We start from the raw sequence: 13,914 nt of genomic DNA, 5'->3' as shown, positions 1-13,914 counted from the left end.
GTGTGAATGATGGAATTAATCGATAATATAAAAATGAGTGTAAAAGATTTGGATTTATTTTATGGTGACAAACAAGCATTAAATAAAATAAATATGGACATAAAAGAAAATAAAGTTACTGCTTTAATAGGACCATCTGGATGTGGGAAATCAACCTTTATAAGAACTTTAAATAGAATGAATGACTTAATAGAAGATGTAACAATTAAAGGAAATATTTTTGTGGATGGAGAGGACATATACATTTCAGATGATGTCATAAATCTTCGTACTAAAGTAGGGATGGTATTTCAAAAACCAAATCCATTTCCTATGAGTATATATGATAATGTTGCCTATGGCCCTCGTACACAAGGGCTAAGAGATAAGAAACAATTAGATAAAATTGTAGAAGAGAGTTTGAAAGGAGCAGCTATTTGGGATGAAGTTAAAGATAGGCTTAAGTCATCTGCATTAGGACTTTCTGGTGGACAACAACAACGTATATGTATAGCAAGAGCAATTGCTATGAGACCAGAAGTTATTCTTATGGATGAACCTACATCTGCTTTAGACCCAATTTCAACATTAAAAGTTGAGGAACTTATAGAGGATTTAAAAAAAGATTACACAATAGTCATAGTTACTCATAACATGCAGCAAGCTGCTCGTATATCAGATGAAACAGCTTTTTTCTTAAATGGAGAGGTTATAGAATTTAGTGATACAAAAACTATGTTTACCACTCCTGTGGATAAAAGAACAGAAGATTATATAACAGGTAGATTTGGTTAAAATATATAACTATAAAGGAGTTAGACAATGGTCAATAATAGCTTAGATATAAGTATTGATACTTTAAAGGAACAAACAGTACTTATGATGGAAAAATGTGAAGAAGCAATAGAAAAGTCTGTGACTTGTATGATAGAGAAGGATTTAGAAGGTGCAAGAAAAGTAGTAGAAAATGATGAAGAGATAAATAAATTAAGAGAAGAGATAAGGGATAAGAGTATAGAACTAATAGTATTAAAGCAACCAATGGCAAGGGATTTAAGATTTATTTATTCATTAGGAAATATATCAATAGAATTAGAGAGAATAGGAGATTATGCAGCTAATATAGCTAGAGAAATGCTGAAAATAGGTGGAGAAGCTTATATAAAAGAGCTGATAGATATTCCTAAGATGGCAAAAGAATGTAAATCTATGATGTCTCAGACTAGAGAAGCTTTAATCTTATTTGATGCAAGTATAGCTTATGATGTAGGAACTAAAGATGATATTGTAGATGGTTTGTATGAACAAGTACAAATTGATTGTTTAAAAATAATGCATGAAAATACAAATACCATAGACCAAGGGGTAAAACTTTTACTTATAGGAAGATACCTTGAAAGAATTGGAGACCATATAACAAATGTGTGTGAAAAAATAATTTTTGCAATTGAAGGTAAAATGGTAGAGATAGGATAAAAAAACTGCTTTAAAGCAGTTTTTTTTATTGTCTAAATTAAGAAGTAATTGATAAAAAAATATGATTAATGGGTAAATTTAAAAAATTGTGATATACTAGGAACATATTAAATTTGAGGATGCGTATTTTATAGAAAGTGCTTTTTAGGAGGTGGAACTTTGAAACTTCAAAAGATGGGTATGAGAACTATAAAAACAGGAATTAGTGTAACGTTATGTATGCTTTTAGGAGACTATTTAGTTGAGAATATGTTTTATTCTCTGGTAGCATGTATAATTTCTGTCCAAGATACAGTAAAAGGTTCTTTAAAAACAGGAATCAATAGAGTAGAAGGTACTATTTTAGGTGGTATAATAGGATTCATCTTTGCCATCACTAAAGCTGGAGACCCTTTTTTATGTGGTCTAGGAGTAATGTGCTCAATATATTTATGCAATCTGTTTAAAATAAAGTCAGTAGTAGTTGCCTGTGTAACTTTTCTGGCTATACATCTAGGTGTAGGAAACAATGACCCTGTATATTATTCTTTACATAGGGTACTGGATACATCTGTAGGTGTCTTGTTTGGGGTACTTGTTAATTACTATGTTGCTAGACCAAATTATCTAAATAGTGTTATAGATGAGTTTAAAAAGATAGAAGAACTGTCAATGTTACTTATTGAAGACAAAATACTTAGAAAAAATAATTTAGATGTAGAGAGATTTGAAGAAGAAGTAGAAAAATTAGAAGAAATATATTCAAAACTTATTGATGAATTGGATTATAGTTTGAGTGAAACTAATATAGAAAAAATTGAGAATGCCTTAAGGATATGTAGAGAAATACATTTTCATATGCAGTCTATAGAGTTATTAGAAAATAAACTTTATTTAAAGGAGCATACATATAAATACCTTAAGAAAACATATAATGTGGATGAATTAGACTGGAATATAGATGAAGAAAAAAGCCCTGTATTTAACTATCATTTAATGAAAATAATGCTTGAAATAGAGATGTTAAAGAAATTAAATAAATTATATCAATAATAGTAAGTAAATAATAAATAAAAAATAGTATCTTTGTAAATATTAAACATATATAAGTTTAATTTACGGAGGTACTATTTTTTATGAATACTAGAAATGATAATTCTAAAATATTAGAAATATATAAGATGAAGCTTTTTGGAGAACTTGTAAAGGCAGTGTGGAATGATAATACAGAGGATATTGAAAATCTACCTGAAAAAATTTTAAATGATAATTTGAATAATAATTTAAAAAATGATTTTAATGAGGAATTTGATAAAGATACCATGGTAAATCTAATTAGAGTAACTATGGGATTAGATGTAACAGGAGACACAGATAAAAATTTAAAAGATGCATTACATGAAGCTATAAATTTAGATGAAGTCAAAAGACCAATAATATCTATAATATCAGATGCTTGCAAATATTGTGATGAAAATAATAAGGAAGATGAGTCATGTAAAATAAAAAGCAAGCATATTAATTGTAATGAGGAAGATGTATGTAGTGCTTGTGGTGATTGTGTATCAAGATGTAAGTTAGGTGCAATATCAGATAAGATAGAATTTATACCAATGATAAAGTTGTTGAAAGATATAAAGAGTCCTGTATATGCAATAGTCGCACCAGCTTTTGTAGGGCAGTTTGGAAAAGATGTAAGCCCTGGTAAATTAAGAACTGCATTAAAAAAGATAGGATTTGAAGATATGATAGAAGTTGCTTTGGCAGCAGATATGCTTACTGCAAAAGAAGCATATGATTATTATGAACATATGAAAAAGGATGAAGAAGGATGCTTTATAACTAGCTGTTGCTGTCCTATTTGGGTAAGCTTGATACAAAATAGTTTTCCTCAAATATTGGAGAATGTATCACCATCTGTTTCTCCTATGATTGCCTGTGGGAGAGCTGTAAAAATTTTAAATCCAGATGCTAAAGTTGTATTCATAGGTCCTTGTATGGCAAAAAAGAAAGAAGCAATGTTAGAAGATATAAAGGATGCAGTTGATTTTGTGCTTACATTTAAAGAGTTACAAGAAATATTTGATGCATTAGAGTTAAATCCAGCTATAATGGATGAAAGTAATAGAGTAGAGGCATCCCTTTCAGGTAGAGTTTATGCTAGAACAGGAGGTGTAAGTAAAGCAGTTAAGTTATCAGTTAGAAGAATTGACAAAAATATAAAATTTGAAGAAAAAGCATTTGAGGGAACAAAAGAATGTATGGACGGTTTAAAGAAAGTTTTAAATAAGGAGATAGAAGCTACCTTTATAGAAGGAATGGGGTGTGTAGGAGGCTGTGTAGGAGGTCCTAAGCGTATTTTAAGTGTAGAAGAAGGTACTAAGAATGTTGATGAATATAGTGAAAGCACAAATATGGAAACTCCATTTGATAATTTAAATGTGTTGCAATTTTTAACTTCTTTGGGAATCAAAAGAGTAGAATCTCTAGGAGAAAAGGAAGAAGAAAAAGTTAAAAAAATATTTAGTAGAGATATAAAAAGTAATAAGAAAGAGAATAAGTATAAAAAGTAATTTTTACTCTTAAACTTATTCTTTTATAAAAGGGAGATATGGGGGATGAAAATTAAAGATAATAAGGCTACTTTTCATGTAATGATAAGGTTATTTCTTATAGCTGTTTTAATTTTAACTGGGACATTATTGGAAGAAAAAATCAATAATGTTCCAGTCCAAAATATAAGCACAAAAGGTGAAAATACACTAGAATTACTTTCTCAAGGGAATACATTAGGAGAAATTATGTATAAAGCATCTCAAGAGGAAACAAAAGGACCAGGGGCTACTTCTGAAAAAGTAGCGTACATAACGATAGATGATGGACCATCAAAATATACAAATGCACTTCTTGATATTTTAAAAGAGAACGATGTCAAAGCGACATTTTTTATGCTTAATCAAAACATGAAAAATCATAAGGAAGAAGTAAAAAGGGTATTAGAAGAGAAAAATTCAATAGGTTTTCATAGTGTAAGTCATGATATACATAAGCTATATAAAAGCCCAGAGGTAACAGTGGGGGAGTTCAATACATGTAATGATACTTTACAAGATATAACTGGTCAGAGTTCAAAATTAATAAGATTACCCTATGGAAGTAAGCCATATATGCCAGAAGGTTCATATAGTAAACTTATGGAGAATGATTATTTAATTTGGGACTGGAATTTGGATACACAAGACTGGAAATCTTCTACAAGTCAAATTGTTAGTAATATATTGTACTATGGAAGAAAAAGAGATGAATTAGTAGTGCTGATTCATGAGAAAGAACAAAGTTTAAACGCTTTAAACAATATTATAAGAATTTTGAAGGAGAGAGGATATACAATATTGCCAATTACAGAGAATATCACACCTAAAAATTTCTGGCAAGAAAACTTACAATAAATTCAATTATAGTAAAAAATAAAGTAAATTATTTAGGAAATAAAACATATAATTTATAAAATAGAATATAAAAAATAGAACATAAGAAAGATAATGTAAATAGAATGTAATCTAAAATAAATAACATGGCGTTAAAATTTAAACAAAAAATAGTATAGTTATTGACATTATAAGACAAAATAAGTTGAAAAAAATAGTATAGAATATAATAATCAGCATATAATATAAAAAAATAATTAAGAAAATTCAGAAAAAATAAAATAAAAATAATTGACAAAGAGAATAATATTTGTATATAATAATATGTAATATTAAAGACTGAGAAGAAGAGGAGTAAGTAAATACTACTAAAAGAGAGGAAAATTCACTGGCTGTAAGATTTTCTAAGTATAAGGTTTGCTGAACGTAGCTTTGGAGTTTCTAAACTGAACTGTTAGTAAGTTTAGACGGTTAGAACCGTTAAATTCTTTGAGAGTCAAAGTTGATGAAATAACATTAAACAATATTTGATTAATGTTATTGTATTTTAAACTTTGGAATTAAGGTGGTAACGCGAGCTTTTCGTCCTTTTAAAGAGGATGAAGGGCTCTTTTTTATTTCTAGATATATTTTAAAAAATTTATTTATAAAAATACAGGAGGCAAGACAATGGAAAATACGAACTTATCAAAAACTTATAATCCAAAAGATTTTGAGGCTAGGTTATATAAAAAATGGATGGATGAAGGGTATTTTAAATCTAAACCAAATCCAGATAAAAAGCCATTTACAATAATGATGCCACCACCAAACATAACAGGGCAATTGCATATGGGACACGCTCTTGACCATACACTTCAGGATATATTAATAAGATGGAAGCGTATGGATGGGTATGAAGCTTTTTGGCTTCCAGGAACTGACCATGCTTCTATAGCAACTGAAGTTAAAGTTGTTGAAAGAATAAAAAAAGAAGAAGGTAAGACAAAGTATGAAATAGGTAGAGATGAATTTTTAAAGAGAGCTTGGGACTGGAAGGATGAATTTGGAGGAAAAATATCTAACCAACTTAAACAATTAGGAGATTCTTGTGATTGGGATAAAGAGAGATTTACCATGGATGAAGGGTGTAATGAAGCAGTTATAGAATTCTTTGTAAAACTATATGAAAAAGGTCACATATACAGAGGGAATAGAATAATAAACTGGTGCCCAGATTGTAAAACTACTTTATCAGATGCAGAAGTTGAGCATGAAGAACATGACGGAAACTTTTATCATATAAAATACCCACTAAAAGATAGTGAAGATTTCTTAGAAATAGCTACAACTAGACCTGAGACGATGATAGGGGATACTGGTATAGCAGTAAATCCGGAAGACGATAGATACAAACACTTAATAGGAAAAACAGCAATACTTCCATTAGTAGGAAGAGAACTTCCAATAGTTGCAGATAATTATGTTGACTTAGAGTTTGGAACTGGTGCAGTTAAAATGACTCCAGCACATGACCCTAATGATTTTGAAGTAGGATTAAGACATAATCTTGAGCAGTTAAATACTATGAATGAAGATGGAACTATGAATGAAGTTTGCGGAAAATATGAAGGTATGGATAGATTTGAATGTAGAAAAGCTATCGTAGCAGACTTAAAGGAGCAAGGTTACCTAATTAAGATAAAAGAGCATAATCATAATGTAGGAACTTGTTACAGATGCCATACAGTGGTTGAGCCTAGATTATCAGAGCAATGGTTTGTTAAGATGGATGAACTTGCAAAACCAGCTATAGATATTCTTAAAAATGGAGAACTAGAATTTGTTCCAGAAAAATTTGATAAAACTTATTTACAATGGCTAGAAAATATAAGAGATTGGTGTATATCAAGACAATTATGGTGGGGTCATCAAATACCAGCTTACTATTGTCAAGAATGTGGAGAAATAGTAGTAGCAAAACAAATGCCTGATAAATGTCCTAAATGTGGAAGCACTCATTTTAAACAAGATGAAGACGCATTAGATACTTGGTTTAGTTCTGCACTATGGCCTTTCTCTACTCTAGGATGGCCAAATAAAACTGAAGCTTTAGACTACTATTACCCAACAAGTGTACTTGTTACAGGATATGATATAATATTCTTCTGGGTAGTTAGAATGGCTTTTGCAGGGATGTTCTGTATGAATGAGAAGCCATTTGACCATGTATTAGTTCATGGATTGGTAAGAGATTCTCAAGGTAGAAAGATGAGTAAATCTTTAGGAAATGGTATCGACCCATTAGAGATAATCGAGCAATATGGAGCTGATGCACTAAGATTTACATTAACAACTGGAAATTCCCCAGGAAATGATATGAGATTCTATATGGAAAGAGTAGAATTTGCTAGAAACTTTGCCAATAAATTGTGGAATGCATCAAGATTTGTATTTATGAATATTGATGAAGATATAATTAAAAACATAACTAGAGAAAGTGTTAAAGATAACTTAACTTTAGCAGATAAATGGATAATATCAAGAGCAAATAATATTGTAAAAGAAGCAACTAATAATATGGATAAGTTTGATTTAGGAATAGCACTTCAGAAGATATACGATTTCACTTGGTCAGAATACTGTGACTGGTATATTGAAATGGTTAAACCTAGATTATATGGAGAAGATACAAATGCTAAATCTGCAGCATTATATACATTAACTTATGTTCTTGAAAAGATATTAAAATTATTACATCCATATATGCCATTTATAACAGAGGAGATATACACTTACCTTCCTACTGTTGAAGGATGTATAATAGTATCTGAGTGGCCAAAATATAATGAAGAAGATAATATGGCTGAAGAAGAAGAAATGATGAATTTATTGATGGAAGGTATAAGAAGTATAAGAAATGTAAGAGCAGAAATGAATGTACCACCTTCTAAGAAAGCTAAATTGATAATAATACCAAGTGAGGAAAAGATAGAAGCTATTGAACTTGGTAAAGATTATTTCATAACTTTAGCATCTGCTTCAAATGTTGAGGTAGCAAAAGACAAATCTAATGTACCAGAAGATGCAGTTGGAGTAGTTATTGATGGTGTTGAAATATTTATACCTCTTAATGAGTTAGTTGACTTTGAAAAAGAAATTGAAAGATTATCTAAAGAAAAGAAAAAATTAGAAGGAGAAATAAAAAGAGTTAATGGAAAACTTGCAAACCAAGGATTCCTAGCAAAAGCTCCTGAAAGTCTAATTGAAGAAGAAAAAGCTAAAAAAGAAAAATTTGAAGAGATGATTAAATCTGTTGAGGAAAGACTAATAAATTTAGAATCTAAAATAAAATAAATGAAAGTGTTAATAAAAACATACAAAAAGTACGTAATTTGTACTTTTTGTATGTTTTTCTTTCTATATATACAAATATGATGTTATAATTCATTACAGATGTGTTATATTTTTATCTTATTTTATGATTATATTAATCTTACATTTAAAAAATTTATGAGTAATAAAAATTTGCTGTATTATGATATTTAACATAGCATAATAAAATACATATTACATTTGTTTTCATATATTTTTTACACAATATAACTAGAAAAATAGATGAATTTATCATAATTTAAGTTTATGTATCAAAGATAATTACTAGAAGTAGTTTAATCGACAATTTAAACTTGTAAAAAAATTTGAATAGAAAAGTCAATGAGTACAGTTTGGAAATTGAAATAAAGTAAACTAAATGATATTTTAGATTTGGAGGTGATATTATGTTCAGGGTAGTTATATGTGATGACGAAAAAATACAAAGAAGCATACTGAAGGAATTTGCAGAAAAACTTTTGTCTGAAAGGTGTCTAAATTATCAAATACTGGAATTCTCCTGTGGAGAAGATTTAATATCCAAATACCCAGAAAAAATTGACATTATATTTTTAGACATCCAAATGAAAGATATCAATGGAATTGAGGTGGCTAAAAAAATAAGAAAGTTTGATGAAAAAGTAGAAATTATATTTACAACAGCTTTTTCAGAGTATGCTCCCCAGGGTTATGAAGTACGTGCTTATAGATATTTAGTAAAACCTATAGAGTATAGTAACTTTGCAATGGGTGTAAATCTTTGTATTGATAACCTTCAAAGAAAGAAGGAGCGTTATATAGTTTTAAATAGTAAAAAAGGATTTAATAGAATACTGATAGATTCTATTTTATATGTTGAAACTGTAAAGAGAGATTTAGTTGTACATACATTAGGGAGAGATTATAAAGCTAATATGAGCATGAAACAAGCAGAAAAATTATTATGTGAAAATGGATTTTTCAGATGTCACACAAGTTTTATTGTCAATTTGAGAAGAATAGAAGATCTTGGGGATAATATGATTACTATTAATGATAAATTTATACCTATTAGTAAGTACAGGCTCAAAGATTTAAAAGTAGCATTAACAAGCTTGTTATGTGATATAATGTATTAATTTTGAAAAAGGTAAAGTAAAATATTTTGAAAAATATTTAAAGTCATCACAGAGCTATTAATTTAAAACTGTCTTAATATAGAAAAAATTCTCTGTATTAAGACAGCCCTTATTATGATGTAAAATAGTAGCTTATAGATTATTGATATTGTTTTAGATGTAGAGTACACAATTATAATAGATTAATTATTAGTATATTATGACTGATTTTTATATGCAGTATTGTACAGTATTTCAGTTTTTTACTGTATAGTGACATAAAATTTTAAAAGATGACTCCAAAAAAGCATATAGATATTGCACCTACAGCTATTGAGATAGCAATAGATTTAAATTTATAAGCTACTAATAGTACTATGATACCTGATATAATTTTGGGATTGGTGAATGACAAATATATACTATCTCCATTAAAAAAAATATCCTTTGCTATTAGTGAACTAAGTATAGCGATAGGTATAAATTTCATAATGTCTTTAATAGAATCAGGCATATCATTTTTTGAAAGTATTATCATAGGTAAAATCCTTGGAATATAAGTAACAATTGCCATACCTAAAATAACTATAAGTATGTAATTAGTATTCATAGACTTCCTCCTTTTTATGAGTTAATTTTTGTATATAAAAGCCAAATAAAGCAGATAAAACAGAGGCTATTATGATAACTAAACTGCTTTTAAAGAAAGTATATAAAACTATTGATAATAGGATAGAAAGCATTGAAACGAGTATATATACTTTACTTTTAATTTGATTAACTACTAATGTGATGAACATTGCTGTAAGTAGGAAGCCTGCAACAGAATCACTGATAGTAACAATTTTTCCAAGAAATGCTCCTAAGAAACAACTACCAGCCCATACTATTATACAAAGATTGTTTAGGTATAATGCGTGTCTATCTGTCCAAGTACCATAAGTATATTTTTCTAAGTTTATAGCGAATGTTTCATCTGTAACACCATGGCAAAAATACATTAAAAATCTCATATTTTTATTTTTTATATGCATATGTAGGTTGGAACTCATTAAAAAGTTACGAAGATTCAATATAAATGTAGTTAATACTATTGAAGTTATACTTCCATTTGAAGCTAGCATTGAAGCTGCTACAAATTGTGAACTACCCGCAAATACCATAAGTGACATCATTAATATGTAAAAGGCAGATAAACCTGCTTTTTGAAGCATAATACCACAAATAAGTCCTAATGGAATATATCCTAGAAATATTGGGATTGATGCCAGAAAACTTTCTTTTAAGATTTCTTTTTTTGATGTTTCTTGTTTCAAATACAATCACCCCTTTAAAATAATGAATATTTATAAAATTCTATAAATATTTGTTTCATTTTATTATATCTATTTTGATTGGTTATATCAATGTTTGAGGCAATACAGTATATACATTAAAATAATTATTTATAATTTGTAGAACTTATAGTAATAAATTAATAGATAGTTTAATTCTATTAAAAGACTTCCTTTTATGCGATTTATTTATTGAAATATGATATAATGTATAAGGGTGTAGGTATTGCTTCTTAGGATAATACCTATATAAATTTTTAGAGTGTACTTGGTACAAATTTTTACATAGTAATTTAAATTTATATTTATTCGCAGTTCTTGGTGTTTTTTTACACTTTGATTCATACTTTGTAGAATGAATAGTATGTTTTGTAAGATAGATTACAAGACGATTATATTTAAATTAATTTTCTTATAGTATATAAATAATTATTCCCCTAAATAAAAATGAGATTTATGTAATCTAGATTGAAAAGTATAATATACAATTGATAGTTAATTATGAATAAGTATTAATAAAGTATACAAGGGGATTGTCTAATAAGAAGGATAATCTCCTTTTTACAAAAAATTCTAAATTGTGATATAAATCTAAAAATTTTATCTTAATTTTTAACTATTTAATGATAATAATTGATATAATGAATATAAATTGAATATATAGTATACTTAATTTGTGTTTTTAGAAATAAATATAGCATTTAAAAGATAAATTGTGCAACTTAAATTAAAGTTTAAGATGAACTATTAGCATAGATATATTAAAAACTTTTAGTAATGGAGAATATATGTGATATGAATAATAAAGTTAAGGTTGCAGTATTAGATACAGGAATAGATAAAGAACATGATTACTTAAAGGATAACTTAGTTGGAGGAATTGCTTTTGAATGTATACATGATTATATTTTTATATCAGATAAATTTGATGATGAAGATGGTCATGGAACTGCTTGTGCATCAATAATAAAGAAGGAATATGAAGATGTAGAGCTATTTGTCATAAAAGTTTTAGGAAAAGATAGCATTGCAAATATAAAAGTTCTTGAAGAAGCATTAAAATATCTTCTAGATACTAACATAAGATTGATTAACTTAAGTTTATCAGTCATAGGAGTAGAAAGTGTCAAGGGATTATTTGAAGTATGTTATGAATTGTTTAGAAAAGGAAAAATAATAGTATGTTCATTGTCTAATAATTTTGACTTAAGTTATCCAGCAATGTTTAATAATGTTATAGGCGTGAGAGGATTTACTTTAGATGTAGAAGATTCTTTTTGGTACAATAAAAAATATGATGTTCAATGTGTAATGGATAGTAATTCATATATAAGTTGTGACATAAACAACTCCTACAGGTTACCACCAAAATGTAATAGCTATGTAGCAGTGAAGTTTACTGGAAAAATAGCTAAGATATTGTCGGAAAATCCAGATATAGAGATATCTGATTTAAATGATAAACTTGAACTATTAGCAACTAAAAACCATTGGGATAGTTTTGAGTTTGATGAGTATAGTAGAATTCCAAACTTTAAATTGGATTTGTATGACAAAGAAAATACTCTTCTTATGAAAGTTGCTGATGTTGTTAGAGATTGTTTAAACATTAAAGCTGATAATGAAAAATTATTTCAATGTAGTCTTTTTAATAAGGAGATAGGATTAGTTTAGGATAATTGTTTTAATTTACTTCAAAAATTAGAGCAGGTATTTAACATAAAATTTAATTATATGGATATCTCAAAGTATGATTTAGTTTCGATATATACATTAACTGAGTTAGTAGAAATGTATAAAAATAAAAATTTATAAATAAAGAAAATAAAGAAGTAGTAACTAGATTTAATGTAGAAGGTATTAGATTATATGTATTCTTTGTCAGTAGATTAAAAGTAGAAAATATACTATAATTAGATAACATAAAAGAAAATGCCGATACAGGGGGAATTAGATAATGAAATATGAAGAAGCATTGGAGTATATATCACAAACCAATAAATTTGGTATAAGATTAGGTCTAGAGAATATTGGAAAATTATTAGAATTATTGGGGAATCCACAAGAAACTTTAAATATAATACATGTAGCTGGAACTAATGGAAAAGGCTCAGTGTGTTCTTTTGTTTCTAATATACTAAGAGAGTGTGGATATAAAGTCGGTTTATATACATCTCCGTATTTAGAAACCTTTACTGAACGTATAAGAGTAAATGGAGAAAATATACCACAAGATGATGTTGCTAGGATAATTGAATTAATAAAAGAAAAAATAGATATTATGGTAGGACAAGGCTATGAGTATCCAACAGAATTCGAAGTAGTTACTGCAATGGCATTTTATTACTATTCAGAACAAAAGGTGGATTTTGTAGCTTTAGAAGTTGGTTTAGGTGGAAGATATGATGCTACCAATATAATAACAAAATCACTTGTAAGTGTAATAGCATCTATAAGTTTAGACCATACAGGTATACTTGGAGATACAATAGAAAAAATAGCATATGAAAAGGCTGGTATAATAAAGGAACGTGGAGTAGTACTAGTATATGACCAAACTGATGAAGCCAAAAATGTTATAAAGTCAGTTTGTAAGGAGAAAAAAGCACAATATATAGAAGTTAATTTTGATGATGTAAATATAAAAAAATCAGATATAGACTCTCAAATATATGACTGTACTGTAATGAAAGAAATTCACAAAGACCTTGAAATAAAGTTGATAGGTGAACATCAAATAAATAATTCTATATTGGCGATGAGTGTAATAAAATATCTAAAAGATATAAATAAACTAGAAAATATAAGTGAAAAATCTATAAGAAAAGGACTTATAACTACTCAGTGGCCAGGAAGAATAGAAAAAATAAAAGAAAATCCAATTTTTATAATAGATGGTGCACATAATGAAGATGGAGCAAAATCTTTGGCAAAAGCACTTGATAAAAATTTTAAAGAGAGAAGTTTAACTCTATTGATAGGTATGCTAGAAGATAAAGATATTGATAGTGTTTTAAATATATTATTGCCACGTTTTAATAAGGTAATAACAACAACACCTAACAATCCAAGGGCCATAAATTCAGATATACTAAAAGAGAAAGTATTAAAATATGTGGATGATGTAACATCAAAACACGAGATAGAAGATGCAGTAAATTACACACTAGAAACAGCAAATAAGGATGATGTGATAATAAGTGCAGGTTCTTTATACATGATTGGCACAGTGAGAACTTTAGTAAAGAAATTATAATTTTATAAATA

At 28.0% G+C, this 13,914-nt stretch carries 11 protein-coding genes and 1 other annotated feature; of the genes, 9 read left to right on the top strand and 2 right to left on the bottom strand.

Features of this window, described 5'->3' with window-relative positions:
• Positions 1-9 precede the first annotated feature (9 nt).
• The 7 genes from pstB to rgaR all read left to right on the top strand — a co-directional run bounded on the left by pstB (position 10) and on the right by rgaR (position 9,334).
• Complete coding sequence (gene pstB, locus ACTG48_RS18185; RefSeq protein WP_044213975.1) at positions 10-774, top strand: phosphate ABC transporter ATP-binding protein PstB; 765 nt, start codon at positions 10-12, stop codon at positions 772-774.
• Positions 775-801: 27 nt separating this feature from the next.
• Positions 802-1,455, top strand: coding sequence for a phosphate signaling complex protein PhoU (phoU, locus tag ACTG48_RS18180; RefSeq protein ID WP_479917608.1), 654 nt, complete (start codon positions 802-804; stop codon positions 1,453-1,455).
• A 159-nt stretch (positions 1,456-1,614) separates the two neighbouring features.
• On the top strand, positions 1,615-2,487 hold the full coding sequence (locus ACTG48_RS18175; protein WP_479917607.1) for an FUSC family protein: 873 nt from the start codon (positions 1,615-1,617) through the stop codon (positions 2,485-2,487).
• Between the two features lie 83 nt (positions 2,488-2,570).
• Positions 2,571-4,007 carry a [Fe-Fe] hydrogenase large subunit C-terminal domain-containing protein gene (locus ACTG48_RS18170; RefSeq protein ID WP_021386247.1) on the top strand — a complete coding sequence of 479 codons (1,437 nt, stop codon included), beginning with the start codon at positions 2,571-2,573 and terminating at the stop codon, positions 4,005-4,007.
• 45 nt (positions 4,008-4,052) lie between these two features.
• Positions 4,053-4,883, top strand: coding sequence for a polysaccharide deacetylase family protein (locus ACTG48_RS18165; RefSeq protein ID WP_021386271.1), 831 nt, complete (start codon positions 4,053-4,055; stop codon positions 4,881-4,883).
• Between the two features lie 311 nt (positions 4,884-5,194).
• Positions 5,195-5,455, top strand: a binding site (T-box leader).
• Positions 5,456-5,531: 76 nt separating this feature from the next.
• A complete protein-coding gene (locus ACTG48_RS18160; RefSeq protein WP_021386236.1) occupies positions 5,532-8,198 on the top strand; it encodes a valine--tRNA ligase in 2,667 nt (888 codons plus the stop codon).
• A gap of 425 nt (positions 8,199-8,623) precedes the next feature.
• Positions 8,624-9,334, top strand: a complete 711-nt coding sequence (gene rgaR / locus ACTG48_RS18155) for a two-component system response regulator RgaR (protein WP_021386188.1) — start codon at positions 8,624-8,626, stop codon at positions 9,332-9,334.
• Positions 9,335-9,599: 265 nt separating this feature from the next.
• On the opposite strand, the gene ACTG48_RS18150 is transcribed toward rgaR, so the two are convergent.
• Positions 9,600-9,923, bottom strand: a complete 324-nt coding sequence (locus tag ACTG48_RS18150) for an AzlD domain-containing protein (protein WP_021386202.1) — start codon at positions 9,921-9,923, stop codon at positions 9,600-9,602.
• The gene (locus tag ACTG48_RS18145; protein ID WP_479917606.1) at positions 9,913-10,629 is read right to left on the bottom strand and encodes an AzlC family ABC transporter permease; all 717 of its coding nucleotides are present in this window, start codon (positions 10,627-10,629) and stop codon (positions 9,913-9,915) included. The genes ACTG48_RS18150 and ACTG48_RS18145 overlap by 11 nt, the downstream gene beginning before the upstream one ends.
• Before the next feature lie 813 nt (positions 10,630-11,442).
• On the opposite strand from ACTG48_RS18145, the gene ACTG48_RS18140 reads away from it, so the two are divergent.
• Together ACTG48_RS18140 and ACTG48_RS18135 are read left to right on the top strand one after the other, a co-directional pair.
• The gene (locus ACTG48_RS18140) at positions 11,443-12,321 is read left to right on the top strand and encodes a S8 family peptidase (protein WP_479917605.1); all 879 of its coding nucleotides are present in this window, start codon (positions 11,443-11,445) and stop codon (positions 12,319-12,321) included.
• A 283-nt stretch (positions 12,322-12,604) separates the two neighbouring features.
• Positions 12,605-13,903, top strand: coding sequence for a bifunctional folylpolyglutamate synthase/dihydrofolate synthase (locus ACTG48_RS18135; protein ID WP_479917604.1), 1,299 nt, complete (start codon positions 12,605-12,607; stop codon positions 13,901-13,903).
• The last annotated feature ends 11 nt before the right edge of the window (positions 13,904-13,914 follow it).

It is taken from the genome of Clostridioides sp. LIBA-6822 (assembly GCF_056688955.1).
Note: the sequence above shows the minus strand (reverse complement) of the source record. Positions and strands in the feature narration are given on the sequence as shown.

Coding starts and splice junctions, on each gene's coding strand:
- ACTG48_RS18150 (WP_021386202.1), bottom strand. CDS start 9,923: ATGAATACTAATTACATACTTATAGTTATTTTAGGTATGGCAATTGTT.
- ACTG48_RS18160 (WP_021386236.1), top strand. CDS start 5,532: ATGGAAAATACGAACTTATCAAAAACTTATAATCCAAAAGATTTTGAG.
- ACTG48_RS18135 (WP_479917604.1), top strand. CDS start 12,605: ATGAAATATGAAGAAGCATTGGAGTATATATCACAAACCAATAAATTT.
- ACTG48_RS18170 (WP_021386247.1), top strand. CDS start 2,571: ATGAATACTAGAAATGATAATTCTAAAATATTAGAAATATATAAGATG.
- rgaR (WP_021386188.1), top strand. CDS start 8,624: ATGTTCAGGGTAGTTATATGTGATGACGAAAAAATACAAAGAAGCATA.
- ACTG48_RS18165 (WP_021386271.1), top strand. CDS start 4,053: ATGAAAATTAAAGATAATAAGGCTACTTTTCATGTAATGATAAGGTTA.
- pstB (WP_044213975.1), top strand. CDS start 10: ATGGAATTAATCGATAATATAAAAATGAGTGTAAAAGATTTGGATTTA.
- phoU (WP_479917608.1), top strand. CDS start 802: ATGGTCAATAATAGCTTAGATATAAGTATTGATACTTTAAAGGAACAA.
- ACTG48_RS18140 (WP_479917605.1), top strand. CDS start 11,443: ATGAATAATAAAGTTAAGGTTGCAGTATTAGATACAGGAATAGATAAA.